A 26,876-nucleotide genomic window follows, 5' to 3' on the forward strand; every position below is an offset into this window, starting at 1 on the left:
GGCGCCTGCGGGGGCTCGCGGGCCGTGGGAACCACCCGGGAAATGGCTTTGCGCCGCGAAGCCCGGCGATGACAGGGTGCTCGGCGTGCCGCCGCAGCATCAGGTCCGCGCCGACTACGACGCCGAGACGATCGTGGTCTATCAGGCGTACCCGGCCGGCGTGGCGGACCCGGCACTGAGCGCCAGGCGGTTCGTGCCGCCCTTCTCGTTCACCCGCATGACATGGATCAAGCCGTCGTTCCTGTGGCTGATGCACCGCAGCAACTGGGGGCGCAAGGCCGGGCAGGAACGCGTCCTGTCGGTACGGATCACGCGGCAGGGATGGCACGAAGCCCTCTCCCGGGCGGTGCTGACGACCGCGGACCCCCTGACGGTCGGCCGGGCGCCGGTGCACGTCCAGTGGGACCCCGAGCGCTCGTTGCGCGGGGCGCCGCTCAACCACTACAGCATCCAGGTCGGCATCGGCCGTGAGCTGATCCGTACGTTCGCGGACGAGTGGGTCGTGGACCTGGCAGACCTCACCCCACGGGTCCGCAGGATCGCGAGCCTGGTGCAGAGCGGGCAGGCGGCGAAGGCCCAGCGGCTGCTGCCGCCGGAACGGGTCTACCCGGTGCCCCAGGAAATCGGACGGCGGCTGCTCATCCACCCGTGAGGACGGACCTCACGGCCGCTCCCGTCCCCCGCGACCGCGTGTGAGCGCGCGCACGTAGGCTCTGGGCATGGCGAACGCGATCATCACGGCCCGCGGGGTGGGGCTGGACCTGGGCGGAGTGCCCGTGCTGCGCGGCGTCGATCTCACCGCGGCTCCGGGTGAGATCGTCGCCGTCATGGGGGAGAACGGCGTCGGGAAGTCCACGCTGCTGCGATGCCTGGCCGGCCTGCACCCCTCGCCGCGCGGCGAGATCGACGTCCTCGGCGGGCCGCCGGCGGACCTGCCGGACTTCTGGCGGCACGTCGTGCAGGCCGGCGACGAGCCCGCCTGGTATCCGGGCCTGAGCGTCCGCGAACACCTCGAGCTGATGGAGGCCGTGCACCGGGACGCCCGCCTGACGGTCGGCGAGGCGCTGGAGACATTCGAGCTGACCGCCAGGGCCGATCTCGCCCCGTTGTCGCTGTCCACCGGCCAGCGGCAGCGGCTGTCGCTGGCGATGGCGCTGCTCCGGCCGAGCCGCCTGCTCCTGCTCGACGAGCCGGAGCGCGGCCTGGACGCCGGGTTCAGACGGCGGCTCGCGGCGATCCTGCGCGGCTACGCCGCCGCGGGCGGCACGGTCGTGATGGCCACCCACGACGCGCTGCTCGCGCGGGACACGGCAGCCCGAGTGATCACGCTGCGAGCGGCGTCGTGATCCCGGCGACCGCACGGACGCATCCCGCCTTCGCCTACCTGCGCGCTCACCGTGGGCGGCCGGCGACCTGGTCGGACCGGTACACCAGCGTTTTCGGCCTGCTCGTCGCCGCCGCGGTGCTCGGCCGCCCGGTCGCCGAGGCGCTCGCCGGGCTGGCCCGGCACGCCGATCCGGCGCGGCTCGGCGCCGGGCTCGCGCTGGTCGCGGCGGCGTACGCGGGGTTCCTCGCTCTGGCGCGGGCGTTCGGCCCCGTCATGCTGCCCGCCGCCGACGCCGCATGGCTGGTGACCTCGCCGCTGCCCCGCCGGGCCGTGCTGAGCCGTACGGCGCTGCTCCTGCTGTCGGCGGCGGTGCTCGCCGGGGCGGCGCTCGGGCTCGCGGCGCTGTCGGTCTTCGGAGCTCCCGGCGAGCTCGGCGTGCGCCTCGCGGCGGCGCTGGCGCTCGGCGTCGCCGCGGGCGTGGGCGGCATGGCCACGGCGGTGCTCGGCCAGCAGTCCCCGGCGGCGGACACCCGGCTGCAGTTCCTGATCGCCGGAATGTTCTCGGTGGCCGTGCTCGCGGCCGTGTCCGGCTCGGGCCCCGGCCGGCGGATCCTCGCCGCCGTCGCCGAGGCGCCCGCGTCTCTGGGCGCGGCGGTCGCGGGCGTCGCCTCCGTGGTGGCCGCCTTCCTGGCACGGCGGGCCTGGGCGGCGCTCGACCGCATCCCCGCCCGCCGGATCCTGGCCTCCTCCACCCGGACGGCGCGGGTGACCTCGGCTGCGACCATGCTGGATCCCGGGATGCTCACCTGGGTCGCGGAGGACGTCCACTGGCGCGGCCGGGCGCTGCGCTCCCGCCCCTGGCCCCGTCTGGTGTCGCGGCTCGGCCCGGCGGCCGCGCTGGCGTGGCAGGAGTGGCTGCGGGTGGGCAGGCGACCGGGCCGGCTGGCGGCGCTGTTCGGTGTGGCGGCGCTGCCCGCCGTCTGCGCGGACGCCGTCGGCGGCTCGGCGCCGGCCGCCGGGGTGCTGCTGTGCGGGGCGCTGACCGCCGCCGCGATGTGCACCGGAGGGGCCCGGCGCGATGGTGGCGACCCCGCCCTGGCCCGGATGCTGGCCGTGGACGGCAGAGCCGCGACAGCCGCCCGGGCGGTGCTGCCCGCGCTGCTGGCCGCGGCCTGGTCGGCGCTCGCCCTGGCGGGCCTCCAGGCCGCGGGCGCACTGCCCGCCGGGGCATGGTGGGCGCTCGGCCCGGCGGCCGCGCCCGCGCTGGCGGCGGGGGCGCTGCGGATGGCCCGGCGCCGGCCCGTCGACCATTCCATGCCGGTCATCGACACTCCCGGCGGCGCGGTGCCGACCGGCCCTCTCATCTGGGCGGCGACGGGGCCGGACGTCGCCCTGCTGGGGTCCCTGCCCGCGCTGGCGGCGCTGGTCACGCGGCCCGCCGACGTCGTGCCGTACGTCGCGGCGCAGGCCGTCGCCGGGGCCGCGGTGCTCGCCGCCTTCGTCCTGCGGTCCGTCAGGAGAGCCCGAGAGTAGCTACCGTCGCCGGCCCACCAGGCCGGACTCGTACGCGGCGATCACCGCAGGCGCGCGGGTGCGGGCGCCGAGCTCGGCGAGCAGGTGGCCGACCGCCGCGATCGGGCGTCAGTCGGGAAGTGACAGCGGACCGCCGTGACCGGGCACGCCCCGGTCGGCCGGGATCGTCTCCTCGACCGCCCCGTCGGCGGTGATGCCCTGGCCGCGGGTCTGCTCGGCGAGGCGCTGGTAGTAGGACGAGACCGCGGCGAGCGCCTCGCCCGCCGCGTTCAGCAGCGTGGCGCCCGCCTGCTCGACGACGTCGGCCTCGTGGATCTCGAACGCCCGGATTCCCTCCAGCAGAGCGGTTTTCAGGTCGCGCAGCAGTTGGACGTCGACGTGCGCGTAGGTGTGGCACAGCGCCGTGACCCGCCGGAAGTCGTCCCCGGCGAGTAGTAGCTCCTTGACGGCGGACACGGAACGCCGGACCAGCTCGACCTCCGGTCGCGCGGACATGGCGGCGAGATCGTTGTCGAAGGACCGGATGTCCATATGCGGGTCGCAGAAGCCGACGGTGAGCCGCCACAGGGTGCGCAGGTCCTCGTGCACCAGCCCGTCCAGATAACTGACCAGGAACCGCCAGTGCGCCTCGAGGACGTACTGCGCCTTGAAGGGCGTCAGCTCCCGGGGATCTTCGTCAGACGTGGTGACCGAGGTGGTGAACCCGTAGTCGGCGGTCAACGCGTTCTCCATGCCGACCAGCAGGTACACAAGGCGTACCCAGGTCCGGAACAGTTCTTCCAGCGGCAGCGCGCGCAGACCGTCCTCGGTGAGCACCACGCCCCACCGGGCGCCGAACCGCAGCCGGCGCAGGTGGCCGATCTGGTACATCGCGAGTTGCGCGTCGATCTCGGCGTGCGAGTGGTGCAGCACCTTCCGGTACGCCGCGGTCGCGTCGAGCCCCACGTGATTGCGGACGATGTGCGGCCCGCCGATGTGCAGGTGCAGGAATTCACCGACGTCGAAAACGGCGCCGCCGATCGCCATCCAGTAGCCGGCCTCGGAGGTGTTGTGCCGCGCCAGATCCGACACCTCGAAGCGGGGACCCTGCTGCGCGTGGCCCAGGTAGGTGGTGAAGACGTCCTGGCCGAGACGTCCTTCGGCCACCAGCCGGCGGAGGAACTCGCGGCCGTCGCCGGGCATGATGTCGGTCAACGCCTGGAGTACGGAGACGGCGAACGGCGCGCTGCCGCACACGTAGACGAACGCGCCGCGGCCACCGTCTTCGGTGGGGCGCAACAGCTCCCAGAGCGCGTCCGCCTCGGCGCGGATCACGTCGTCCACCCGGCGCCGCTGTCCGGCCTGGACGACGTGGCGCCGGCCGTCGAAGCCGATCGCGGCGTCGGCGCGCGAGAACGCGACGGAGAGCTTCAGCCGGCCCGCGGCCGCGGCTGCGTCCAGGTCTGCGTGCTCGACGAACTCCTCCGGCGTCCGGATCCCCAGGTAGAGCCGGTTCTCGCCCGGCGCCCTGTTCCCGGCGGGCCCTGTGTTCCCGGCGGGCCCTGTGTTCCCGGCGGGCCCAGTGTTCCCGGCAGGCCCTGTGTTCTCAGCGGGACCGGTGTTCTCGGCCGGCCGCGTGCGCGCGGCCACGAAACCCAGGAACGGGGCGATGCCGGAACCGGCCGCGAACATGACGATGGGCCGGGTGGGATCGGCCGGCAGCCGGAACCGGGGCGTGGGGACGATCTGCAGCGACAGCCGGTGCCGGCCCTCGGCGCTCGCCCGGCGCAGGAAGTGCGATGCCGTGCCCTGCCGTTCCCGGGGGTACGACCACGGCGTCTGAGCGGAGGTGTAGCCGAGGCCGGCGACCACCAGTCGCAGCGTGGTGGCCGGTTGGCCGGGCGGCGGCGCCGAGGCGATCGAATACAACCGGAACGGCTCGGGCGGAACCACGGTGCAGAACGCGTCGTCCTCGTGCGGATCGGCCTTCCACAGCCGGGTGACGTCATACCCTCCCGCGTACAGCAGGTTCAGGACGTCCCACAGCTCCCACTGGTCCTCCATCCGGGCGTCCACCACCCGCTGCCACGAGCCCACGGCTGTCAGTTTCACCAGCCGTTTCGCCACCTCCCGTCCGATCGGCCGGAGCCGGGCGAAGCGCAGCAGTGTCCGCAGCGGCAGCACGTCGACCTCGCCGTAGCCTGCCCGGCAGGCCACCGCCGCTCGCCACTTCGGGGTCAGCCGCACCAGCTCGTCGCCGGTCGCCTGCAGGGCGGCGACGGTCCGGCGCACCAGATCGTCGTCGTTCTCGGCCAGCACGCCGACCCGGTCGCCGGGCAGGTGGTGGACGCCCTGCCCGGTGACGTCGACATCCAGGTAACAGGTCCAGGCGCCGGACTCGCCGGTGACGGCACGACCCCGGCGGGCGGTCCCGAACACCACCGGCGGACCCACCGGTGGGCGGCGCTCGTCGCGGACGACGGCCAGCTGGTCGTCCACCTTGTCCCAGGTCCGGTCCTTGAACAGTCCGGTGAACCGGGCGCCGGTCGTCACCTGCCGGCCGACCTTGAACGCCACCTCCAGGAAGCCGTATGCCTTGATGCGGTGCAGGCCCATCCAGCCGCGGTCGCCCAGGTAGGCGTCGAGCACGGCGTTGTAGACGCCGCGCAAGGTGCTGTTGCGGGTGTCCTCGATGTACTGGCGCACCGACACCTCGCGCAAGGCGGCCACCAGCTCCCGCCAGTGCCGAGGGAAGAAACCGGCGAGGTAGACGCTCTGCCGCCCGACCAGCGAGCCGTAGTCCCGGCGTTCGAGAAACGCGTCCAGCGCGTGGATCTGCGGTTGCGCGGTGCCGCTCGGGCTGGGCGCGCCGTCGAAGATCGGGACGCCCGCGGTGCCGACCGTCTTGGCCCACAGCACCTGGTCGAGCGGATGCCGGGCGCGGGGGTTCGGGTCGATCTGCGGATAGATGGCCTGGGTGACGTGCTGCAGCCGGTCGAGGATCACCAGTAGCGCGCTTTCCAGGGCGGCCGGGTCGTCCGCGACGACGGCCTCCTGAGCGTCCAGCATGGCGCCGAGAACGGGCGTGAGCCCCATCGCGAATTCGGTGGTGACCAGGTAGAACACCCGCTCCGCCGCGTTGTTCCAGGTCGGCACGAGCAGGTCCATGTTGTCCAGTGCCCGCGGCCCGGCGGGATCGCGCAGCCGCCAGTTGTAGAAGAACAGATCGATGTAGGAGACGGCCGGCATCTGCTTGCCCAGCCGGCGCGAGACCGTGGTCCACGGTCGCAGCAGCGACTCGGGCAGAGCGGTCGGCGGATCGATCGCCATGTACTGATAGGCGTGGGCGTAGACGCCGAGCAGAGTCGAGGCGCGTAACAGGTATCGGTCGGGCAACGCCTCGGGCCGCGCGTCGAGCACCGGCATCGCGTCGAACGCCCGGCGCAGCGACAGGCGCCGGAACAGCTCCGGGAGCCGGTCCGACATCTCGTCCCAGGCTCGGTGTGATTCCGGGAAGGCCCGCAGCGGCGGCTCGGCCGGCAGGAACCCGTGCGCGAGCGACAGGAAGCCGTCGAGCTCGTGCCCGACCCGCCGGTTGTGCGCCTCGGCGGCCTCCACCACGCGTCGTGCGGCGATGCGCGGCGGCGCGACCGGCCGCAGCACGGTCAGCTGGCTCGGATCGATGAGGCCCGTCGCCTCCGGGTCGAGGAACGTCCACGTGAATTCGTATCGGCCGATGCGCACGCGATCCCCGGGGACGAGCACCCGGCGTGTCGCCCGCGTGTCGTTCACGTAGGTTCCGTTGGAGCTGCCGAGATCGGTGAGCACCAGCTGGTCGTCGACGATCTCCAGCCGCGCGTGGCGCCGGGAGACGGTGCCGTCGTCCAGCACCACCGCCGCCGCACCGCTGTCCCGGCCGAGAGTCGCCGGCAGCGCGCACACCCGCTCGCTGGTCTCCCGGGTGTGCCGATCGGTGAGGATCAGCCGGAGTTCATGAATGGTAGATCACCGCCCGGCACAGATCGGCTCGGGACAGCGTGCCCACGAGGGTCCCGTCGTCGACCACGGGAAGCCTTCGGATCCCGCGGTCGAGCATCACGATCGCCGCCCGGGCGAGTTCGTCGGCCGATCGAACCGTCACCGCGTCGCGCACGACGAGGGGGTCGATGACACGGTCGGCGAGGGCGTGCCCCCGTTCCAGGAAGATCCGGAACGCGTCGGCGAGCGTGCCGCCGGCCGCGGTCACGTCGTCGAAGCCGGGCAGCATGGCCCGCACCAGGTCTTCCTCGGACAGTGACCCGACGAACCGGCCGTCGTGGTCCACGACCATCAGCTGGCCGACCTCGGACACGCTGACCAGTTCAGCCGCGCGCCGGATGGTCGCGCCGAGCCGCACGTAGGCCGGGAACGCCGTCATGACGTCGCTGACCAGCACAGCGCCTCCCAGGTCCACCCTGCGGTCGTCCCGCGCGGTCGTCCCGCGCAAATTGGGTCAGCTGGCCGCCTACCCGAAACGATTTTCCGCGAGTATAAATCCCGCAATATGTGCTGTACAGCCCACCGCATGCGGACGGCACGGAGATCGGACCGCCGCCCGACGCAGGTCCGGCCCCGGCGTCGGAATCGGATCAGAGGCGGGTGAGGCCGGTGACGTGGAGGACGGCGTGGCCCTCCTCGTCGGAGGCGGCCAGGTCGACCTCCGCGCTGATGCCCCAGTCGTGGTTGCCGGCCGGGTCGTCGACGATCTGACGCACCCGCCACAGCTCCTTCTCCTCCTCGATGAGCAGGAGGGCGGGGCCGCGGGCGGCCGGGCCGGTGAGGACCTCGTCGTGCTCCTCGTAGTAGGCGTCCATGGCCGCGCCCCAGTCGACGTCCGGGTAGAGCTCGACCAGCTCCTCCTCCCGGTCCAGCGCTATGAGCTCCACCATGCGGAACATCGCGTTGCGGACCAGCACCCGGAAGGCGCGCGCGTTGGCGGTGACCGGACGGGCCCTGGTCTCCAGCTCCTCCCCGGCCGCCAGCGCCTCGGCGGGGTTGGCCAGCTTCTCCCACTCGTCGATGAGGCTGGAGTCGACCTGGCGCACCAGCTCGCCGAGCCATTCGATGAGGTCCACCAGGTCGTCGGTCTTCAGGTGCTCGGGCACCGTCTTCGACAGTGTGCGGTAGGCGTCGGCCAGGTAGCGCAGCACCGTCCCCTCCGAGCGGGCCAGCTCGTAGAACTGGATGTACTCGGTGAAGGTCATGGCCCGCTCGAACATGTCGCGCACGATCGTCTTGGGGCTGACTACATGGTCGCCGACCCACGGGTGGCCGCGCCGGTAGGTCTCGTACGCGCCGAAGAGCAGGTCGGCCAGCGGCATCGGGTGGGTGATCTCGGCGAGGCGCTCCATCCGCTCCTCGTACTCGATGCCGTCGGCCTTCATCTGCGCGACCGCCTCGGCCCTGGCCTTGTTGAGCTGGGCGTGCAGGATCTGGCGGGGGTCGTCCAGCGTGGACTCGACGATCGAGACCATGTCCAGCGCGTACGTCGGGGAGCCGGGGTCGAGCAGCTCGAAGGACGCCAGCGCGAAGGTGGACAGCGCCTGGTTGAGCGCGAAGTCCTCCTGCAGGTCGACGGTGAGCCGGGCCATCCGGCCGTGCTCGTCGGGCTCGGCGAGCTTCTCCACGATGCCGCCGGCCAGCAGCGAGCGGTAGATCGCGATGGCGTGGCTGATGTGGCGGCGCTGCGCCTTGTGGTCCTCGTGGTTGTCGGTGAGCAGCCGCTTCATCGCCTGAAAGCAGTCGCCGGGCCGGTTGATGATCGACAGCAGCATGGCGTTGCTGACCTTGAAGCGGGAGGTCAACGGCTCGGGCTCGGCCGTCTGGAGCTTCTCGAACGTGTCCTCGCTCCAGCCGACGAACCCCTCCGGCGGCTTCTTGCGCGCGTAGCCGCGGCGCCGCTTGGGGTCGTCACCGATCTTCGCGAGCGCCCGCTCGTTCTCGATGACGTGGTCAGGCGCCTGGCAGACAACGTATCCGACCGTGTCGAAGCCGGCCCGGCCGGCCCGCCCGGCGATCTGGTGGAACTCCCGCGCCCGCAGGCGCCGCACCTTGGTGCCGTCGAACTTCGACAGCGCCGTGAACAGCACGGTGCGGATCGGGACGTTCACTCCCACGCCGAGCGTGTCGGTGCCGCAGATCACCTTCAGCAGGCCCGCCTGGGCCAGCCGTTCCACCAGGCGGCGGTATTTCGGCAGCATCCCGGCGTGGTGCACGCCGATGCCGTGCCGTACGAGCCGGGACAGGGCCCGGCCGAAGCGGGTGGTGAAGCGGAAGTTGCCGATGAGGGCGGCGATGGCCTCCTTCTCGGCCTTGGTGCACATGTTGATGCTCATCAGGGCCTGGGCGCGCTCCATCGCCGCGGCCTGGGTGAAGTGCACGACGTAGACCGGGGCCTGCTGGGTGGACAGCAGCTCCTCCAGCGTCTCGTGCAGGGGAGTGGTCCGGTAGGAGTAGATCAGCGGCACCGGCCGCTCGGCGTGCTTGACGACGCTGGTGGGGCGGCCGGTGCGGCGGGTGAGGTCGGTCTGGAACCGCTCGACGTCGCCGAGCGTGGCCGACATCAGCACGAACTGCGCCTGCGGCAGCTCCAGCAGCGGCACCTGCCAGGCCCAGCCGCGGTCGGGCTCGGCGTAGAAGTGGAACTCGTCCATGATCACGGTGCCGACGTCGGCGTCGGCGCCGTCGCGCAGCGCGATCTGGGCGAGGATCTCGGCGGTGCAGCAGATGACGGGCGCGTCGGCGTTCACGGTGGCGTCGCCGGTCATCATGCCGACGTTCTCGGTGCCGAACAACGCGCACAGGTCGAAGAACTTCTCCGACACCAGCGCCTTGATCGGCGCGGTGTAGAAGCTGATCTCGTCTCGGGCCAGCGCCGCGAAGTGCGCCCCGGCGGCGACGAGGCTCTTGCCCGAGCCCGTCGGCGTGGACACGATCACGTTGTTGCCGGAGACGACCTCGATCAGCGCCTCCTCCTGGGCCGGGTAGAGCGTGAGCCCCCGATCGGCGTTCCACGACGCGAACGCGTCGAACAGCGCGTCGGGTGCGGAGTCGGACGGAAGACGGCGGAGGAGGCTCATGCTTTCGCTCACGCCTCTTATCCTGCCCAAGACGCATGACTGTTTCGACCGCCCCGTCGTACGGCAAGGTGTGGCACAGCTACGTCAAAGGGGTGTGGCGCTGCACGAAGCCGCAGGTCAAACCCACAAACTAGCGGTATGGGGGAGAAGTGGGCCGGGCTCGCCGCGCGCCGGGAGGCGGCGGCCGACGTGCTGCTCGCCGTCGCCGTGCTCGCCTTCGCGGTTCCGGCGGTCGTGTTCGGCCGCTCCTTCCCGGCCCTGCCGTTCCTCGCCGTGCCGTGGTGGGCGCAGATCGCTGCGGCGGTCGCGGCGGCCGTGTCCATGCTGGTGCGGCGCAGTGTGGCCTGGCCGATGCTCTCGGCCACCGCCGCCTGTGCCCTGCTCGCGGGCCAGACGATGCCGCTGATGCTGGCGGCGTACTCGATGACGGCGCAGAACACGGTGCGCCGATGGCCGTGGGTGACCGCCGTCCTCACGGGGATCTACGCGCTGGCCGACTACACGAGCCCCTACACGGACCGGCTGCCCGTCGTCGTGGCGGTGCGGGCGGTCACACTGATCTTCCTGCCCGCACTGGTGGGCACCTGGGTGTGGCGCTACCGCTCGATGATCCGGGAACTGCGGGCGGGCGTGCGGGCGCGGGAGGAGCGCGCCGCCGCCCAGGAACGCCGCCGCATCGCGGGCGAGCTGCACGACACGGTGACGCACGCGGTCACCGTGATGGTCCTCAACGCCGGTCTCATCCAGGACGCCGACGAGCTCGACGAGATCCGCAAGCTGGCCAGGAACATCGAGGACAAGGGCGTGCGGGCGCTGACCGAGCTGCGCGAGCTGCTCACGGCGCTGCGGCGCAAGGACCTGCCGCCCTCGGCGGAGAGCGTCGAGGGGATACCACGCCTGGTCGAGGAGGGCAGGGCCACCGGCCTGCGCGTCGCCCTGCACTACGACGTGCCGGAGGCGGCGCTGCCGCGGCAGGCCGGCCACGCCTGCTACCGCGTGGTCCAGGAGGGCCTCAACAACGTGCGCAAACACGCGCCCGGGGCCGACGTGCAGGTGGTCTGCGAGGCCCACGGGGACGTGCTGAACGTGTCGGTGGTCAACAGCGGCAAGAGCCGGGCCGTGCCGGTCCGGGTGCCCGCCGGCGCGGGGGGCGGCTACGGGCTGCCCGGCCTTCGCGAGCGCGTCGCGCTGGTGGGCGGACGGCTCACGTACGGGCCGACCGCCGAGGGCGGGTTCGCGCTCACCGCCAGCGTCCCCTTCCACCCGCCCGACCCCGGCGAGCCCTGATCCCGTCGCCCGGCAGCGGCGCCGGCGCCGCGAGCACCGGGCCGCGCTTCCAGGGGCACGGCCGGGAGGGGGCGGTCACTGCTGCATCCTCGGGTCCTGGGTGGGGTCGGCATACATACGCGGGCAACCACGGTCGATCGCATCGGTGCGCAGTTCGTAGTGCCAGGGTTCGTTCCTGTAGATCTGACACAAGCCGTACTCGGCGCCATGGCCGGACAGCCACGCCGTCGCATCGGAGGGCCCGATGTCGACCGCGTCGCCCGTCACGTGAGAAGACGTCGCCGGGGTGGCCACCCATCGCGCGGCCTCGTCTTCGGACCCGTACTTGGAGACCGCCTCGCGAAGAAGCCGGTTCTGGTACTCCGGAGAACGCCAGCCGCTGTTGACGTGGAACTCGACTCCGTCGTCCGCGGCGTCCGTCGCCGCCTGGCGGAGGGCCTTGAGCAGATCTCGGTCGAGGTTGGCCACGCCCGGGATTCGGTCGTCGAAGACCGTCACGCCGTCCGGGACGACACCGTCGGCTTCGTCAGGCGCACCGCGGCGCTCATCGTGACAAGCGTTCGATGACGATGCCGGGGAGGTCGTGGCAGGCGGTGGCGCCGGGGAGCGCTTCCGGAGTGGTGCGGCCGTGGAGGACTTCGCGAGCGGTGCCGCCGAGGGGTGCTCCGCTGGGGATCCGGCCGAGAGGGACGAGCAACACTGCGAGCGGTGGCCGAGGACGGTGATGACGGCCGCTGCGACGACTATCAGGCCGGTGACCAGGAGCCGGCGCGTCCGGCGGGTCTTCGTCGCTGACGGTGGGGTTTGAGCCATGCGGCCAGTCAAGGCAGTGAGCCGTTGCCGGCACGTATGGGGTTTTCGATATGCCGACGACATGCGCCGGCTCTAGAGATCAGGGATCAGAGACCGAGGTCCTCGATCTCCTTGAGCAGAGCCGACCGCGAATCGGGCGGGGCGGCCCTGTCGGGGGCGGCAGCGCTCCCGGTCGTGCCCTTGGCCCGCCGGTCGCGGAACAGGTAGCCGCCGAGGATGCCGCCCGCGAAACCGAAGACGTGGGCCTGCCAGCCGATGCCCTCGGCCGGCAGCAGCCCGGCGAACTGGTAGGCGAAGCACAGTCCCATGACCAGGCCGATGACGATGTCGATCAGGTGCCGGTCGAAGGCTCCGCGCACGAGGACGTACCCGAAGTAGCCGAACACCAGCCCGCTCGCGCCCGCGCCGACCGTGGAGGAGTCGGCGGTGAACCACGAACCGAGCCCGCTGGCGACGGCGATCAGCCCGGTCACGCCGAGGAAGCGCCGCACGCCCCGGTAGGCAGCGAGGAACCCGAAGATGAACAGCGGACCGGAGTTGCCCTCGATGTGGGCCCAGCTCCAGTGCAGAAGTGGCGCGGAGACGACCCCGGGGAGCCGCTCGAGGTCCCACGGCCTGATGCCGTAGCTGTAGCTGAGCGAGTAGTCCGCGGCCCAGTTGGCCACCTGCACGACCCAGATCAACCCCAGGAAACCGACCATGACCCAGAAGGCCTTGCGGGCCTCGGCGATCATGATTTCGGCGGTGCGGCCGTCGCTCACGGGACCTCCCTGTGCCTGAAGGCCACGCGGTCGCCGAAGACGGCGCGGCTCCTGAGGATCACCCGGGAAAGATACCGCCGACGGCCGCACGAGTCACTGAGCGCCGGCGCCAGGAGCGCGGCACCGCGGTGGTGCCGCGCGGCGGGACCGGGCTTCAGGGGCGGCGAGCCGGCCGGCGGCGGGGTGAACCGGGCGCCGGGCGGCTCCTGACCGCCGGCGCCCGGCATCCTCACGCGGCGCGGCGCCCTACACGCGTTCGATGACGACGACCGGGATCTCCCGGTCGGTCTTGGTGACGTACTCGTCGTAGGCGGGCCAGGTGGCGGCCATCGTCCGCCACATGTCCGGACGCTCCTCCGGGCTCGCCGTACGGGCCCTCGCCTTGAACCTGTCCCCCCTGATCTGGAACTCCACCTCGGGGTCCGCCTGGAGGTTGAGGTACCACAGCGGGTGCTCGTCGGCCCCGCCCTTGGAAGCCACCACCAGATAGGCGTCGCCGTACGGCTGGTAGATCAGCGGGGTGCTGCGGGGCTGTCCCGACTTGCGGCCCCGGGTCGTGAGGATGGCCACGGTGGTGCCCTGCCAGTCGTGGCCCTCCTCGCCGTCGGTCTCGATATAGCGCTTGACGTGTTCCTGTCCGAAAAGCATGTCGATCACCTTCCCATCAGAGGGGGATCAACCGCCTGAACCCTCGGCCAATTCCAGGGCGACCTGCAGCCCCGCCGCGGCCCGCTCCTCCTCGGACGTCGACTCGTCCCTGACGAAGAACCACGCCGCGTGCATCGCGAACAGGGCCATGGACCGCCTGAGCTTGACCGGCAGCGGATCGTCCGGCTCGTACAGCGCCCGCATCAGCTCGCTCATGCGCTCACGCATGAGGTCCACCTTGGCGTGGCCGCGCAGCGCCGTCTTGTTGCGGTCCATGAAGTGCATGACCTCGTGGGCGCGCCCGCGGGTCATCAGGGCGGAGTAGCGGGTGATCAGCTCCCCGCGGGTCTCGGCGTCGCGGGGGTGCCGGTTCGCCCACGCGATCAGCTCGTCCAGCGCCTTGATGCGGTCCTCGACCAGGCTGGCGACGATGTCCTCTTTCGTCCGGAAGTGGTAGTAGAGGGCCGCCTTGGTGACGCCGAGGGCCTCGGCTATCTCCCGGAGCGACGTCGCCTCGTACCCCTGCTCGGTGAAGAGCCTGATCGCGACCTCCTGGATGCGGCTGCGCGTGTCGGTATGAGCACCCATTTCCAGCTGTTTCCTAATTGACTTGACGGCCGGCAAGTAAGGACAATACCGTGCCCCGGGCACTAGCCTGTCGGCAAGTAAGTAAATTCCTTCAAGGGGGCACCCATGACTACGGAGACCGCGGCCGCGCCCGGCCGGTCCCGGGAAGTGATGATCGTCTTACCCGGTCTGATGCTCGCCATGATGCTGGCGATGCTGGACAACATGATCGTCGGCACGGCCATGCCGAGGATCGTCGGGGAACTCCAGGGCCTGGACTACTTCACCTGGGTCACGACCTCGTACGTGCTGGGCACGACGGTCTCCACGCCGATCTGGGGGAAGCTCGGCGACCTCTACGGCCGCAAGAACATCTTCCTCGGCTCGATCGTCATCTTCCTGGTCGGCTCCGCGCTGTGCGGCATGGCGGGCTCGTCGCTGTTCGGCGGCACCGGCGACGGCATGATCGAGCTGATCGCCTTCCGCGCGCTGCAGGGCCTCGGCGCCGGCGGGCTCATCGTCGGCGTGATGGCGATCATCGGGGACCTCGTCCCGCCGCGTGAGCGTGGTCAGTACCAGGGCATCATGGCCGCGATCATGTCGCTCGCCATGATCGCGGGACCTCTGGTCGGCGGGTTCATCACCGACAACCTGAACTGGCGCTGGGCCTTCTACGTGAACCTCCCGCTCGGCGGCGTGGCGCTGATCTGGCTGATCCTCAAGCTGCACCTGCCGAAGAACCGGACCCAGCACCGCATCGACTGGCTCGGCGCGGCCGTTCTCACCGTGGCCATCACCGCGATCGTGCTGATCACCTCGTGGGGCGGCCAGAAGCACGGCTACCCCTGGGACTCCTGGCAGATCCTGGGGCTGGCCGCCCTGGCGGTCGTCGCGCTGGCCGTGTTCATCCCCATCGAGCGGCGGGCCGCCGAGCCGATCCTGCCGCTGCACGTGTTCGCCAACCGCAACTTCACGCTGATCAACGTGCTCGGCTTCCTTCTCGGCTTCGCGATGTTCGGCGCGATCACCTTCCTGCCGATGTTCCAGCAGTTCGTCCAGGGCTCCACGGCCACGAACTCCGGGCTGCTCCTGCTCCCGATGATGGCCTCGTCCATGGTCGTGTCGCTGTTCGTCGGCAAGGCGATCACCCAGACGGGTAAGTACAAGAGCTTCCCGGTGATCGGCGGCGTGATCATGGCCATCGCCATGTGGCTGCTGTCGACGCAGGACGTGCACACCCCCGCCTGGCGGACCGGCGTCTACATCGCCGTCCTCGGCCTCGGCATGGGCTTCCTGATGCAGACGACCATGCTGATCGCGCAGAACAGCGTCGAGCAGAAGGACATCGGCGTGGCCAGCAGCGCCTCGACGTTCTTCCGCTCCATCGGCGGTTCGTTCGGCATCTCGCTGTTCGGCGCGATCTTCAACAGCCGGCTCGGAGACGAGCTCGCCGCCAAGTTCGGCCCGAAGTCGGCCGAGATGGTCGGCTCCGGCGGCGCTCAGATCAACCGGGAGATGCTCAGCCAGCTCCCGCCGGCGGTCAAGGGGGGCTTGCTGGAGGCGCTCGCCACCGCGATCGGCTCCGTCTTCCTGTGGTCCGTCGTGTTCGCCGCGATCGTCCCGGTGATCGCCGCCTTCATCAAGCACGTCCCGCTGCGCGGCGGCGCTCCCGGCGCCGCCGGCGGCGAGAAGGCGGAGCCGGTGGCCGCCGCCCTCGAGTAGCCGTAGTAGCCGAACCCACGGCCGGTACGGCGCACGCCCCCGCGCGGGCGTGCGCCGTACCGCGTTTCCGGGAGGTCAGGCGGGCCGCTCGGCCCGGTCCGCCGACCAGTCGGTGTGGAAGGAGCCCTCCCGGTCGACCCTCCGGTAGGTGTGGGCGCCGAAGAAGTCGCGCAGCCCCTGCAGCAGCGCGGCCGGCAGCCGGTCGCGCCGCAGCCCGTCGTAGTAGGCGAGCGCCGAGGAGAAGCCCGGCGTGGGCACCCCGATCGTCGCCGCCGTCGCCACGACCCGGCGCCACGACTCCTGGGCCTCCTCCAGCGCCTGGGCGAAGGTGGGGTCGACCAGCAGCGTCGGCAGGTTCGGGTCGGCGTCGTAGGCCGCCCTGATCCGGTCGAGGAAGCGCGCCCTGATGATGCAGCCGCCGCGCCAGATCGTGGCCATCGAGCCCAGCTTCAGGTTCCAGCCGTACTCCGCGCTCGCGGCGGCCATCTGGTCGAATCCCTGGGCGTAGGCGACGATCTTCGAGGCGTACAGCGCCCGCCGCACGTCCTCGACGAGGCCGGAGTCGCCGGCCGTGCCGGACGGCCCGGCGAGCGAACGGGCGGCGGCCCGCTGCTCCGGGTGGCCCGACAGCGCCCGGGCGAACACCGCCTCGGCGATGCCGGTGACCGGAACGCCGAGGTCGAGGGCGCTCTGCACGGTCCAGCGACCGGTGCCCTTCTGCTCGGCCTGGTCCACCACCACGTCCACGAACGGCCTGCCGGTGGCGGCGTCGGTGTGGCCCAGCACCTCCGCGGTGATCTCGATGAGGTACGACTCCAGGTCGCCCCGGTTCCACTCGCGGAAGATCTCGGACAGTTCCTTCGGGTCCAGCCCGAGGGCCTGCCGGAGCAGGTCGTACGACTCCGCGATGAGCTGCATGTCGGCGTACTCGATGCCGTTGTGCACCATCTTGACGAAGTGGCCGGCGCCGTCGGGGCCCACATGGACGCAGCAGGGCACCCCGTCGACCTTCGCCGCGATGTCCTCGAGCAGGGGGCCGAGCGTCTCGTACGCCTCGGGGTCGCCGCCGGGCATGATGCTCGGGCCGTTGAGCGCGCCCTCCTCGCCGCCGGAGATGCCGGTGCCGACAAAGTGGATGCCCCGCTCACGGAGCGCGGCCTCGCGGCGGCGGGTGTCCGCGTAAAGGGCGTTTCCGCCGTCAATGATCATGTCGCCGGGTTCCATGACGGCGGCGAGCTCCTCGATCACCGCGTCGGTCGGTGCCCCGGCCTTGACCATGATGATCGCCTTGCGGGGACGTTCGAGGGAGGCCACGAACTCCTCGATCGTGCTCGCCGGCAGGAACGCGCCCTCGTCGCGGTGCTCCTCCATGAATCGGGTCGTACGGCTTTCCGAGCGGTTGTGCACCGCGACCACATGGCCGTGGTGGGCGAAGTTCCGGGCGAGGTTGCGTCCCATGACGGCCAGGCCCGTCACTCCGATGTCTGCCTTATCCATGTGCACAGTCATACCGCTTCCCGGGAACCGGCGACCGGCCGAGGGTGGGTGTTTCGGCGGCCGGTCGCGCTGAGCCGCGCGTTCAGTAGTCGTGGCCGCCGGCAGGGCGGGAGGCAGGGTGCGAGGCAGGATGCGAGTTCGACGGCGCCGGCCTGGCCGAAGCCGCGGGTGTGGGCGTGGCGGTACCCGTGGCCGTGGCCGGGCGGATCAGGCCGTGCCGGGCGCCGGAGACGCCGGCCGAGAATCACACGGCGTCGGTGCCGCCGTTGGCGGCCGTGCCGGGTTCGAGGTCCCACAGGCCCTCGACGGCGATCGCCCTGCCGTCCGCCCCGCGCAGCGGGCCGAGTGACGCCCGGTCCGCGGGTCGTAGGCGTTGATCCATCCGTCGCCGGACCTCGGCGAACCGGGCGGCCGTGCGCGCCGTGTCCGCGGACCGGTGGAGCCGGTGGCAGGAGCCCTGCCCGGAGAGGGAGGCGTGGGGGGACGAGGCGGGGTGGGCCGGTGCCGCGCTGCTCCGGGTTCGGCCCACTTCTCCGCAGGTACGGGAGGCGAGCACGGCCCATCTGCCTTATCCTGACAAAACCCGCAAAGCAAGCGGGTTTTATATAGACATGGTCGCCTGATGGCGAGGACGCTTGGCCTCCCGCCGGGCCGCTGATAAGTCACTACAGCCAAGAAGTGCCGGCACCCAGCCGGCAGCCCACCGTCGTCGCGCACCTACGGAGAAGAGACGTGTTCGCACCGAAGCCGGAACGGTCAGTCGTCGCGGTTCCTCCGCCCGGAGACGGGCCCGGATGCTGGGCGGGCGCGCCCAGCGCCGTGAGCCGGGACGGATGGATCTACCTGGCCTACCGGCTGCGCCGGCCGCTCGACGAGGGGCGCGGGTACGCCGTGGAGATCGCCCGCTCGGCCGACGGCGAGCGGTTCGAGAGGATTCTCACGATCACCAAGGAGGAGATGAAGACCGAGTCGCTGGAGCGCCCCACGCTCGTGGTGACTCCGGAGGGCAGGTGGCGCCTGTACCTGAGCTGCGCCACCTACGGCACCAAGCACTGGCGGGTGGAGATGATCGAGGCCGCCGGACCGGCGGAGTTCGACCCCGCTGACGCGCAGGTCGTGCTGCCCGGCGACCTCAAGACCGGCGTCAAGGACCCGGTGATCCTCCACCACGGCGGCGTCTGGCACCTGTGGGCGTCGTGCCACCCCCTGGAGGACCCCGACGAGGCCGACCAGATGGTGACCGACTACGCCACCAGCGCCGACGGCGTCGAGTGGGCCTGGCAGGGGACCGCGCTCGACCGGCGGCCGGGCGAGTGGGACTCGCGCGGCGTGCGGGTGAGCGCGGTCACGTTCAGCGGCGAGACCGTCATCGCCTACTACGACGGCCGCGCGTCGGCGGAGGAGAACTACGAGGAGCGCACGGGCGTGGCCATCGGCCCCGGCCCGTCCACGCTCACCGCCACCGGGACCGCCCCCGTCGCCCGATCGCCGTACGCCGGGGGAGGGCTGCGCTACCTGTCGATCGTGCCCGTGCCGGGGGGCCACCGCCTGTACTACGAGCTGACCCGCGCGGACGGGTCCCACGAGTTGCGTACCGAGCTGCGCTGACCTCGGCCCGGCCGGGCGGCGCCGGGCCTTCGCGGGGGACGGCCGACAGGGGAACGCCTGGCCGGGAGGCGAGGGACCGGAGGGCGAGGGGCCGGAGGGCGAGGGCTGGGCGACGCGTTCAGGTGGCGTCGGGCGTCAGGTCGTCGTCGTCCGCCGCCCGGCTCCGCGAGGCCGCCCGGAGACGGGCTCCGTCGCGGGAACGGCCGTTGCGGGCCTGCCGCTGGCCGGACGGCCGGGCGCCTACCAGGCCGCCGGACCGCTCCCGGGGGCGCAGCCAGTCGCCGAAGTCCTCGCCGAAGGAGTCGCGGTCCAGCACGTCGCGCAGCAACGCGATGTCGGCGGCGAAGTAGGCCAGCAGCTCCTGGCGCTGCTCCCAGGTGAGCGGCCGCCGGGGCTGCGCGTCGCGCTGCAGCAGCCGCTGGAGCGGCGCGGTGAGCCGCTGGCCCAGCACCGGGTCGCCGAGCCGGACGAGCCGGGCCAGGACGCGGTGCGTGCGGCTGTGCGGCGGATGGGCGGTGACGTTCTCCCTCGGCACCTCGCCGACGAGCCCCTGCTCCACCCCGAGGAACGCGCAGATGCGGTCGAGCGTGGCCGCGGGGCGGTCGACCAGGTCCCGGTAGCGGAAGACCAGCACCTGCTCGCGGGGGAACAGTGTGAACAGGTGCGCCAGCTGCTCGCCGTACCGGCCGAGGCCCACGTAGTGCCAGAACGGCGACCAGCCCTCGGCGACCCGGCGCTTCTCGGCCGCGCAGGCCTCGATGACGTCCCCGATCGGCTCGAGGCCGGCCGACCACAGGTGGGTCCAGTTCGAGTGCGCGCGCTCCACGGGGTCGCGCAGCGAGACGATGAGTTTCGCGTGCGGGATCGCCTCCCGGATCCGCCGCTGGGCGTCCCGGTCGTACAGGTAGAAGGGGGTCGACTCGCCGCGCAGCGCCCCCGGCGGGGCGTCCGCGAACAGCGCCTCGTAGTCGGCGCGCCGCCACACGTGCTCACGGTAGGTCTCGGCGTCCCCCGGCCCGCCCCTGTCGGGCGGCGGGCCGTCGGTGAGGAAGAACTTCGGCTCCTTGACGGGCGACATGAAGAGCCGGGGGTGGCGGGCCAGTGCCGCGTGCAGGGCCGTGGTGCCGGCCTTCGGCACTCCGATCACCAGGAAGTCGGGCAGGGCCATGCGGGAGTCCTCCTACTTTCCCGATTTATTTAATAGGTTTTGCCCCTTCCGTGCGAGAAATCACCCGTAGGTGGTGTACCACTCATCACGCTTGTGTCACTTCGCGGCGTGGCTCGCGGATGTGGCCCCCGGCCGGACCCACGCGGCCGTTCGCGAGCGGGCGAGCGCCGCGCGGCGGCGGTCGCCTTCGGACCAGATCTCGAACCACACCTCGTTGCGGCCGCCCTCGCGGACCAGCCCCCAGCGGTCGGCCAGCAGGTCCAGCAGCGGCAGGCCGCGACCGCCCTGGCTCGACCCGTTCGGCAGCGGATGACCGGCGCACGGCGGTCCGGCCGAGCCGTCGTCCTCGACGCAGACCCGCACGCGGTCGGGCAGGCACGAGACGGTGACGGTGAACGTGCCGCCGTTCCCCGAACGGGAGTGCACGACCGCGTTCGTCGCGATCTCGCTGGTCAGCAGCACGCAGTCGTCGTGGCGGGGATGGTCTCGCCCGAGCGCGGCCGACACGAGCCTGCGCGCCCGCCCCACCTGGTCGCGTCCCCCCGCGAGGCGGGCCACGCGGTTCCCCGCGCCGTCCCCCGAGATCTCCATGAGCCCTCCCGTGCCTGAGCGGTGTGGCCGTCCAGGAGAGGACGTCCGCCCCCGCGCCCGCGATGTCACGGGAAAGTAGGAGTGTCCTTGCCCCGCTATGTCAGGAAAAACGAACCGCGTCGAAGGGCGGAGTCCGGCGCCGGGTACGCGCGTGCGGCGGTGCGACGTGAGCGGGCGCTTGCGGAGCGCGGAGCGCGGCCGGATGCCGGCGGAGGAACGCGAGCACGACCGGGGGCGGGCGCCGGAGAAGGCACGCAGGCACGACGGGGGCGGCGGGTCCGGTCCGTCCGGGCCCGCCGCCCCCGTTCGTCCCGCCGTCGGCCGGGCGGGGCCGCCTCGGTCAGGAGTCGTGCGCGGCCGCTCCCGCAGCGGAACCGTTCACGACGAGCACGCGCTCACGCTCGGGCACCTCGATGGCCGGGAACGTGCCGGTGTCGACGATGCCGTGCTCCCGGTACGCCGCCTCGATCAGCGCGTACGCCTGGGGTTCGAGCTTCCACAGCGCCCGCCACTCCCTCGCCACGAGGAGCGGGATGCCCACCTCCTGGGCGATGTCGGCGGCCCGGGGGACGTACTTGCGCGCGATCTGCTGGTCCCAGTACTGCCGGGCGGTCCGCAACTGGGCCGCGCGCTGGGCGGTGTCGACGACGGGCGCGGGCTCGGCCGCGACGTCCTCCTCCTCGTCGTCGATCAGCTCGGCGATGGTCGCGGCGGGCAGCGCCGCGGCAGCCGGGGGCTGCTCGGGCTCGGGCGCCCAGGGCACCGGCGGAGCGAGGTCGATCAGCGCGGAGGTGTTGTAGAGCGCGCCGATCTGGGACAGCAGGGCCTCCTGCCGCTTCTCGTCCACCGCGAGGCCGGTGTACTCCACGGCCTGGTCCATCGCCTTGTCGAGCCTGGCCATCGCGGTCCGCAGCTTGCGGCCGGACGCCCCCGCCTCGCGCAGCGCGCGGACCCGCTTGGCGGCCAGCGCCACCTTGGTCAGCCTGCGGTGGGCGTCCACCTCGCTCGCCGTACGGTCGCTCGCCTCGGCCAGGCCGACCCGGACCAGCACCCGCTCGGGGGTGAGCCGCCAGTTGATGCGGCCCCTGCCGGTGATGCGGACCCGCTCGATGGCCATGCCGCGCTCCCACAGCCAGGCGGCCACGAGCGGGGCGGCGAGACGGAAGACGGCCTCGGCGACGCTGCGGGCGTCCATGCTCGACAGGACGGCCGACAGGGAGGTGAAGACCCACACGGCGATGCCGTCGATGCCGGCCGAGTAGTTCTCCCGCATGTTGCGGCGCGCCCGTACGGCGCTCGTGATGACGGCGACCTCGATGAAGGCGAACAGCAGCAGCCGCAGCGGCCCGTCGAACCCGAGGACGTCGCCGGAGAAGCGCCACATGCCCTGGGCGGAGACGCCCGTGGCGATGCTGGCGGCGACGATGGTGAGGATGTCCTCGGTGGGCCGGCCTGCCGCCCAGCGGCGGAACAGGCGGATCAGGGCGCGCAGGGCGAAGAAGGTCAGGACCAGCAAGACCAGGGCGATGACGCTGATGATGACTGTTCCGACCGGATGGGCCGACGCAAAGGCGGTTATTTGGTCAATGGGGGGCATCAGTCACGGTCTCTCGACGTCCGATGGTTTTCCTCGGGATCATCCCAGAACCGCGTCGTCCTGTGGTGCCAAACACCCCTCCCCGTGAGCAGTCCGCGTCACTACGGTCACACCCGCTCGTCATCGCGCGGGGGCGGCGAGCCAGGCGGCCACCTCCTGCCGCAGCGCGCGCTTGGTCTCCTCGGGGGCGAACGACGCGTCGATCGAGGCGCGGGCGAGCCCGGCCAGCACCGCGTCGTCGTAGCCGAAGGCGTCCCCGGCCCGGGCGTACTCCTCGGAGAGGGTGACCCCGGTGATCGACGGGATGTCGGTGTTGAGCGTGACGGTCAGGCCCGCCTCGATCAGCCGGGGGAGCGGATGGGCGGCCAGGCCGTCCACGACGCCGAGCGCGACGTTGGACGACGGGCACACCTCCAGCGGGATGCCCCGATCGCGGACCTCGGCGGTCAGGTCCGGGTCCTCCAGCACCCGGACGCCGTGGCCCAGACGCTCGGTGCGTCCCGTCGTGATCGCCTCGCGGACGCTGGCCGGGCCCTCGCACTCGCCCGCGTGGTGCACGACGTGGACGCCGGCGCCGGCCGCGGCGGCGAAGACCTCGGCGAACGGCGCCAGCGGGTAGGACTCCTCCCCGGCCAGGCCGACACCGATCACGCCGTCCTCCGCGTACCGGGTGGCGAGCTCCACCGTGCGCCGGGCGCGCTCGACCGAGCGCCGCCGCGAATGATCGAGCAGCACCCGGCACTCGACGCCGTACGCCGCGCCGCCCTCGGCGAGCCCGGCCAGCACGGCCTCCAGCGGCATCTCGATGTCGCCGAGCCGCTCCCCGTGCGCGGCCGCGGTGAAGGTCACCTCCGCCCACCGGGTGCCCTGGGCCGCCTCGTCCGCGCAGAACTCCACCGCGATCCGGTGGAAGTCCTCCGGCCTGATCAGGCACTCCCGTACGAGCGCGTTGTGGTCGGCGAACTGGCGGAAGCCGTCGAAGGGGGCTCCGGGGGCCGAGTCCGGGACCGGCCTGCCGTTGGCCGCCGCGATCTGCGCCAGCGTGTCCGGCCGCACCGTGCTCTCCAGGTGGACGTGCAGATGGGCCTTGGGCAGCAGGGTGAGATCGCGCACGGCCGCGAGCCTAGAAGCGAGCCGCGGGCCGGCGCACCCGATTATCGGGCTCAGATGTCCAGGTTGAGGCGGGCGATGGGCTCCACGAGCTCCTCCTCCTCGTAGCTCAGGTGCGACAGCAGCACGTCCGACAGCAGGTCCACCTGGTCGCGTACGCCGTCGAGCCGGTCCGGGTCCTCGATCATGGCGACGAGGGCGGCGTCCAGCTCCGTCAGCACCCCGGCGATGACCTCGTGCTCCTGCTCCAGCCGGGCCACGACCGGCGCCAGCGACTCCTGCGCCGAGGCCAGCATCGGGAACATGTGCTCGTCCTCGATCGTGTGGTGGGTGGTCAGCAGCCGGCAGTACGACGCGCAGAACGTGCCGAGGGTCCAGTAGTTCTGCCGCATGGTGAGCTCGTTGATCATCGAGCGGAGGGCGGCGGCGTCGGAGCGGCCCGCGGCGACCTGCTCCAGGGCGTCCTTGATCTGGGTCAGCTCCCGGCGCAGGTGGTCGTGGATGAGGACGAGCCGCCGGCCGTTGGCCTGCTGCTGGGGCGTGAGCGCGGCGATGTCCCGCTTGGGCAGCCGGGGCCGGGTGGACTCGTCGAGCACCGCCCCCGCCGGTGTCCCGCCCGCGACCCGGATCGGAGCCTCGGCGCCCGCCTCCGGCGGCCGCCCGCGCTCCCGCGTCACGGCCTCGCGTACGGCGGGGGCGACCTCCTCGGCGAAGACCTTGAGGTCCCTGTCGTCGTCCACGGCGAGCACGAACACGCTCATGCCGTGGCGGAGCGCGAGCTCGGTCAGCTGTTCGGCCCAGACGGCCGGCGGCCCGTCGAGGAAGCCCTCCCTGGCGGCGGCGGAGAAGCGGCCGTCGATGTTGTAGACGCGGCGGATCTCGCCGGGGTCGCGCCCGGCCCGCTCGGCCGCGGCGTCCAGGATCTCGCTCATCGCGCCCAGCTCGCCCGGCGCGGCGTACCCGGACGAGGGCACCCACCCGTCGCCGAGCCGCCCGGTCAGCTCCAGCATGCGCCGCTTGTACGCGCCGATCCACAGCCCGATCGGATGCGGGGGGAACGGCCCGGGACGCGCGCCGTCCAGCCGGTAGTGCCTGCCGTCGAGCCGTACGCGCTCGCCCGGCGTCCACAGCGCGCGAAGGACCGCGACGGCCTCCTCCAGCGCGTCCACGGCCTCGCCGGGGCTGCGGCGCGGGCCGCCCATGGCGGCGATGCCGTCCCAGAACGCGCCGGAGCCGAGGCCCAGCTCGACCCGGCCACCGCTCAGGATGTCGAGGGACGCGGCGGCCCGGGCGAGCACCGCCGGCGGCCGCAGCGGCAGGTTCACCACGTCGGGGAACAGCCGCACCCGCTCGGTACGCCCCGCGAGCGTGGCCAGCAGCGTCCAGGTGTCCAGGAACGACGGCTGGTACGGGTGGTCCTGGACGCCGATGACGTCGAGCCCGATCTCGTCGGCCAGCACGGCCTGCCGGACGATCCGGTGGTGTCCCGCCGCGTCCGGCGTGAGAAACGCCCCGAACCACAGCTCATGTCCGAAGTCGGCCATTAATTCGCTACCTTTCCGCGTCCCGGACCGGGAGCCTACCTTCGTGACGAGATCTGGCGACGTGACCCTGGCGGCCCCCGCCGGCACCGTCCTGTCGGTCGTGATCGGCTCGCGCGCGTACGGGTTGGAGACCGACGAGTCGGACGTCGACAGGCGGGGTGTGTTCGTGACGCCCACCCCGATGTTCTGGCGGCTCGACAAGCCGCCGGATCACGTGGAGGGGCCGCTGCCCGAGCAGTTCTCGTGGGAGGTCGAGCGGTTCTGCGTGCTCGCGCTGGAGGGCAACCCGGTCGTGCTGGAGTGCCTGTGGTCACCGCTGGTGGAGCTGGCCACCCCGCAGGGCGAGCGGCTGCTGGCGCTGCGCCGCGCGTTCCTGTCCGGGAAGGCGGAGCGGGCGTTCGCGGGGTCGGCCGAGCGGCAGTTCCGCCGTCTCGGGCCGCAGGACCCGCCCCCGCCGGGCGGCGACGTCAGGCGGTGGAAGCTGGCGATGCACATGATCCGGCTGCTGCTCGGCGCCGTCCACCTGGCCCGGCACGGGGAGCCGCTGGTCGACGCGAGCGCCTGCCGCGACCGGCTGCTCGCCGTACGGCGGGGCGAGACGCCCTGGCGGGAGGTGCTGGAGTGGCGCGGGCGGCTGCTGGCCGAGCTGGACGAGCGGGCCGGGAGTGCGCTGCCCGACCGGCCGGACCGGACGGCCGTCGAGGAGTTCCTGATCGACGTGCGGCGGTCGGCCCTGTGACCGCGCGTGCGCGGCGTGCACGTGCTGCCCGCCGAGGAGGTCGCCGGCCCGCGAGGCCCTGCACGACCTCGTCGTACGCGCCCGCCTGACGGGCCGCTGATCCGGTCAAACGGGACGGGACACGCGAACAACGCGGGTGCCGCCCCACGTCGCGACGCCATCGCGGATAATGGTGCGACGCCGCCACATCCCAGGAGAACGCTTTGACCACTCAATTCGGCAAAGACAACCTCGACCTGGCCGCGAGCGCGCAGGCACTGGCCGACAGCGCGCCCACCGGATCGCTGCGCCACGCGGCCGCCAAGTCGGTCGCGATCACCTTCGCCACGACCCGCGACGCCGCCCAGGCCCGCAGCACCCTGAACGGCATCTCGCCCGACGACGTGCGCCGGGCCGCGCTGGAGCTCTTCGACGAGCTCTCCACCCGCGCCGACTGACCCGCGCGCCGTCCAGGAGACGGCCGCTCCGGGTGCCCGGACGGCCGTCCCGCCGCCGTGTCTTCACCGGGCCGACGAGGATCACCCCGGGAAGGAGCGCGGGATGAGCGGGCCGGTGCCTGAGGGCGTCGCCGAGGGCGAGAGCGGCGATAACGCCGATGCCCGCGTGACGCTGCTGACGTTCGGGCACGGCACCGCGCCGCGCGGGCACCTGATCCCGCTGCTGCACGCTGCCGATGTGCGGGAGGTGGTCGACGTCCGGACCGCTCCGGGCAGCAGGCGCAACCCCGACGCCGGCCGCGCGGCGCTGACGGCCTGGCTGCCCGAGGCGGGGATCGGCTATCGATGGGACAGGCGCCTGGGCGGGTTCCGCAGGGCGGCTCCCGACTCGCCCGACGTCTTCTGGGAGAACGCCTCGTTCCGGGGATACGCCGGTTACACCCGGCATCCCGACTTCCTGACGGCCATGGACGAACTGCTCGCGCAGGCGCGCGCCGCCCGGACCGCCGTGATGTGCGCGGAGGCCGTGTGGTGGCGCTGCCACAGGCGGATCATCGCCGACTTCGCCGTCCTCGCGCGGGGAGCGCGCGTGCTGCACCTGTCGCACGACGGAAGGCTCGCAGAACACGCGCCGACCTCCGGCGCCCGCCTGCGCGACGACGGGCTCCTCGTCTACGACCGGCTGTGAACCTGGCGGGCCGGACGAGCGAAAGGCCGGACCCGTGATCTCGGGCCCGGCCTTCCGGTGGTGCGTGGTGGGCGATACTGGGATTGAACCAGTGACCTCTTCCGTGTCAGGGAAGCGCTCTCCCGCTGAGCTAATCGCCCTT

The 26,876-nt window shown here is 72.3% G+C and carries 23 protein-coding genes and 1 tRNA gene; 9 read left to right on the forward strand and 15 right to left on the reverse strand.

Annotated elements, in window-relative coordinates; all coding sequences use genetic code 11:
- Window positions 1–85 precede the first annotated feature (85 nt).
- The 3 genes from HHX41_RS10850 (at window position 86) to HHX41_RS10860 (ending at window position 2,860) form a co-directional block, all read left to right on the forward strand.
- Entirely contained in the window at window positions 86–652 is a 567-nt protein-coding gene (locus HHX41_RS10850; RefSeq protein ID WP_182905844.1) for a DUF4291 domain-containing protein, read from the forward strand.
- Between the two features lie 67 nt (window positions 653–719).
- Entirely contained in the window at window positions 720–1,346 is a 627-nt protein-coding gene (gene ccmA / locus HHX41_RS10855; protein WP_169983266.1) for a heme ABC exporter ATP-binding protein CcmA, read from the forward strand.
- Window positions 1,343–2,860, forward strand: coding sequence for a DUF6297 family protein (locus HHX41_RS10860; RefSeq protein WP_310741921.1), 1,518 nt, complete (start codon window positions 1,343–1,345; stop codon window positions 2,858–2,860). The genes ccmA and HHX41_RS10860 overlap by 4 nt, the downstream gene beginning before the upstream one ends.
- 108 nt (window positions 2,861–2,968) lie before the next feature.
- On the opposite strand, the gene HHX41_RS10865 is transcribed toward HHX41_RS10860, so the two are convergent.
- The 3 genes from HHX41_RS10865 to HHX41_RS10875 form a co-directional block, all read right to left on the reverse strand.
- Window positions 2,969–6,781: an FHA domain-containing protein gene (locus HHX41_RS10865; RefSeq protein ID WP_182905845.1), complete on the reverse strand. Its 3,813-nt coding sequence runs from the start codon at window positions 6,779–6,781 to the stop codon at window positions 2,969–2,971.
- Between the two features lie 49 nt (window positions 6,782–6,830).
- Complete coding sequence (locus HHX41_RS10870) at window positions 6,831–7,274, reverse strand: HPP family protein (RefSeq protein WP_182905846.1); 444 nt, start codon at window positions 7,272–7,274, stop codon at window positions 6,831–6,833.
- A gap of 193 nt (window positions 7,275–7,467) precedes the next feature.
- The gene (locus tag HHX41_RS10875; protein ID WP_182906001.1) at window positions 7,468–9,957 is read right to left on the reverse strand and encodes an RNA helicase; all 2,490 of its coding nucleotides are present in this window, start codon (window positions 9,955–9,957) and stop codon (window positions 7,468–7,470) included.
- A 138-nt stretch (window positions 9,958–10,095) separates the two neighbouring features.
- Between HHX41_RS10875 and HHX41_RS10880 the strand changes: the two genes are divergently transcribed.
- Window positions 10,096–11,244 (forward strand): sensor histidine kinase, encoded by a 1,149-nt coding sequence (locus HHX41_RS10880; RefSeq protein WP_182905847.1) that lies wholly within the window; start codon window positions 10,096–10,098, stop codon window positions 11,242–11,244.
- Between the two features lie 75 nt (window positions 11,245–11,319).
- Here the strand turns inward: HHX41_RS10880 and HHX41_RS41685 are convergent, their stop codons facing one another.
- From HHX41_RS41685 to HHX41_RS10900, 4 genes are all read right to left on the reverse strand, one after another.
- Window positions 11,320–11,742, reverse strand: coding sequence for a M15 family metallopeptidase (locus HHX41_RS41685; protein WP_310741922.1), 423 nt, complete (start codon window positions 11,740–11,742; stop codon window positions 11,320–11,322).
- Window positions 11,743–12,143: 401 nt separating this feature from the next.
- Complete coding sequence (locus HHX41_RS10890) at window positions 12,144–12,818, reverse strand: rhomboid family intramembrane serine protease (RefSeq protein WP_220503930.1); 675 nt, start codon at window positions 12,816–12,818, stop codon at window positions 12,144–12,146.
- Window positions 12,819–13,064: 246 nt separating this feature from the next.
- Complete coding sequence (locus HHX41_RS10895) at window positions 13,065–13,466, reverse strand: nitroreductase family deazaflavin-dependent oxidoreductase (RefSeq protein WP_169983262.1); 402 nt, start codon at window positions 13,464–13,466, stop codon at window positions 13,065–13,067.
- Window positions 13,467–13,493: 27 nt separating this feature from the next.
- Window positions 13,494–14,054 carry a TetR/AcrR family transcriptional regulator gene (locus HHX41_RS10900; protein ID WP_169983261.1) on the reverse strand — a complete coding sequence of 187 codons (561 nt, stop codon included), beginning with the start codon at window positions 14,052–14,054 and terminating at the stop codon, window positions 13,494–13,496.
- Window positions 14,055–14,159: 105 nt separating this feature from the next.
- Here HHX41_RS10900 and HHX41_RS10905 point away from each other — a divergent pair, with 105 nt between their 5' ends.
- Entirely contained in the window at window positions 14,160–15,755 is a 1,596-nt protein-coding gene (locus HHX41_RS10905) for an MDR family MFS transporter (protein ID WP_182905849.1), read from the forward strand.
- A 75-nt stretch (window positions 15,756–15,830) separates the two neighbouring features.
- On the opposite strand, the gene gndA is transcribed toward HHX41_RS10905, so the two are convergent.
- Window positions 15,831–17,252, reverse strand: coding sequence for an NADP-dependent phosphogluconate dehydrogenase (gene gndA / locus HHX41_RS10910; RefSeq protein WP_169983259.1), 1,422 nt, complete (start codon window positions 17,250–17,252; stop codon window positions 15,831–15,833).
- A gap of 244 nt (window positions 17,253–17,496) precedes the next feature.
- Window positions 17,497–17,634 (reverse strand): hypothetical protein, encoded by a 138-nt coding sequence (locus HHX41_RS10915; RefSeq protein ID WP_182905850.1) that lies wholly within the window; start codon window positions 17,632–17,634, stop codon window positions 17,497–17,499.
- Between the two features lie 350 nt (window positions 17,635–17,984).
- On the opposite strand from HHX41_RS10915, the gene HHX41_RS10920 reads away from it, so the two are divergent.
- Window positions 17,985–18,860, forward strand: coding sequence for a hypothetical protein (locus HHX41_RS10920; protein ID WP_169983258.1), 876 nt, complete (start codon window positions 17,985–17,987; stop codon window positions 18,858–18,860).
- Window positions 18,861–18,978: 118 nt separating this feature from the next.
- On the opposite strand, the gene HHX41_RS10925 is transcribed toward HHX41_RS10920, so the two are convergent.
- From HHX41_RS10925 to HHX41_RS10945, 5 genes are all read right to left on the reverse strand, one after another.
- Window positions 18,979–20,028: a sulfotransferase gene (locus tag HHX41_RS10925; protein WP_169983257.1), complete on the reverse strand. Its 1,050-nt coding sequence runs from the start codon at window positions 20,026–20,028 to the stop codon at window positions 18,979–18,981.
- A gap of 96 nt (window positions 20,029–20,124) precedes the next feature.
- A complete protein-coding gene (locus tag HHX41_RS10930) occupies window positions 20,125–20,619 on the reverse strand; it encodes an ATP-binding protein (protein ID WP_169983256.1) in 495 nt (164 codons plus the stop codon).
- 340 nt (window positions 20,620–20,959) lie between these two features.
- Window positions 20,960–22,135, reverse strand: a complete 1,176-nt coding sequence (locus tag HHX41_RS10935; protein ID WP_249350182.1) for a hypothetical protein — start codon at window positions 22,133–22,135, stop codon at window positions 20,960–20,962.
- A 201-nt stretch (window positions 22,136–22,336) separates the two neighbouring features.
- On the reverse strand, window positions 22,337–23,329 hold the full coding sequence (add, locus tag HHX41_RS10940) for an adenosine deaminase (RefSeq protein WP_182905851.1): 993 nt from the start codon (window positions 23,327–23,329) through the stop codon (window positions 22,337–22,339).
- Window positions 23,330–23,379: 50 nt separating this feature from the next.
- The gene (locus tag HHX41_RS10945; RefSeq protein WP_169983253.1) at window positions 23,380–24,870 is read right to left on the reverse strand and encodes an LLM class flavin-dependent oxidoreductase; all 1,491 of its coding nucleotides are present in this window, start codon (window positions 24,868–24,870) and stop codon (window positions 23,380–23,382) included.
- A gap of 43 nt (window positions 24,871–24,913) precedes the next feature.
- Here HHX41_RS10945 and HHX41_RS10950 point away from each other — a divergent pair, with 43 nt between their 5' ends.
- The 3 genes from HHX41_RS10950 to HHX41_RS10960 all read left to right on the forward strand — a co-directional run bounded on the left by HHX41_RS10950 (window position 24,914) and on the right by HHX41_RS10960 (window position 26,734).
- Complete coding sequence (locus HHX41_RS10950) at window positions 24,914–25,609, forward strand: DNA polymerase beta superfamily protein (protein ID WP_310741923.1); 696 nt, start codon at window positions 24,914–24,916, stop codon at window positions 25,607–25,609.
- A gap of 203 nt (window positions 25,610–25,812) precedes the next feature.
- Complete coding sequence (locus tag HHX41_RS10955) at window positions 25,813–26,046, forward strand: hypothetical protein (protein WP_169983252.1); 234 nt, start codon at window positions 25,813–25,815, stop codon at window positions 26,044–26,046.
- A 103-nt stretch (window positions 26,047–26,149) separates the two neighbouring features.
- Window positions 26,150–26,734, forward strand: a complete 585-nt coding sequence (locus tag HHX41_RS10960) for a DUF488 family protein (protein ID WP_182905853.1) — start codon at window positions 26,150–26,152, stop codon at window positions 26,732–26,734.
- A gap of 65 nt (window positions 26,735–26,799) precedes the next feature.
- On the opposite strand, the gene HHX41_RS10965 is transcribed toward HHX41_RS10960, so the two are convergent.
- Window positions 26,800–26,874: transfer RNA gene (locus tag HHX41_RS10965), tRNA-Val, on the reverse strand.
- Window positions 26,875–26,876 lie beyond the last annotated feature (2 nt).

It is taken from the genome of Microbispora sp. H13382, assembly GCF_014161445.1.
Taxonomy (GTDB): Bacteria; Actinomycetota; Actinomycetes; order Streptosporangiales; family Streptosporangiaceae; genus Microbispora.

Excerpts from the sequence above, each read along its gene's own strand:
- HHX41_RS10960 (WP_182905853.1), top strand. The coding sequence starts at position 26,150 with ATGAGCGGGCCGGTGCCTGAGGGCGTCGCCGAGGGCGAGAGCGGCGAT.
- HHX41_RS10930 (WP_169983256.1), bottom strand. The coding sequence starts at position 20,619 with ATGGAGATCTCGGGGGACGGCGCGGGGAACCGCGTGGCCCGCCTCGCG.
- gndA (WP_169983259.1), bottom strand. The coding sequence starts at position 17,252 with ATGGATAAGGCAGACATCGGAGTGACGGGCCTGGCCGTCATGGGACGC.
- HHX41_RS10945 (WP_169983253.1), bottom strand. The coding sequence starts at position 24,870 with ATGGCCGACTTCGGACATGAGCTGTGGTTCGGGGCGTTTCTCACGCCG.
- HHX41_RS10915 (WP_182905850.1), bottom strand. The coding sequence starts at position 17,634 with ATGGATCAACGCCTACGACCCGCGGACCGGGCGTCACTCGGCCCGCTG.
- HHX41_RS10900 (WP_169983261.1), bottom strand. The coding sequence starts at position 14,054 with ATGGGTGCTCATACCGACACGCGCAGCCGCATCCAGGAGGTCGCGATC.
- ccmA (WP_169983266.1), top strand. The coding sequence starts at position 720 with ATGGCGAACGCGATCATCACGGCCCGCGGGGTGGGGCTGGACCTGGGC.
- HHX41_RS10925 (WP_169983257.1), bottom strand. The coding sequence starts at position 20,028 with ATGGCCCTGCCCGACTTCCTGGTGATCGGAGTGCCGAAGGCCGGCACC.
- HHX41_RS10875 (WP_182906001.1), bottom strand. The coding sequence starts at position 9,957 with ATGAGCCTCCTCCGCCGTCTTCCGTCCGACTCCGCACCCGACGCGCTG.
- HHX41_RS10895 (WP_169983262.1), bottom strand. The coding sequence starts at position 13,466 with ATGCTTTTCGGACAGGAACACGTCAAGCGCTATATCGAGACCGACGGC.
- HHX41_RS10905 (WP_182905849.1), top strand. The coding sequence starts at position 14,160 with ATGACTACGGAGACCGCGGCCGCGCCCGGCCGGTCCCGGGAAGTGATG.
- HHX41_RS10880 (WP_182905847.1), top strand. The coding sequence starts at position 10,096 with ATGGGGGAGAAGTGGGCCGGGCTCGCCGCGCGCCGGGAGGCGGCGGCC.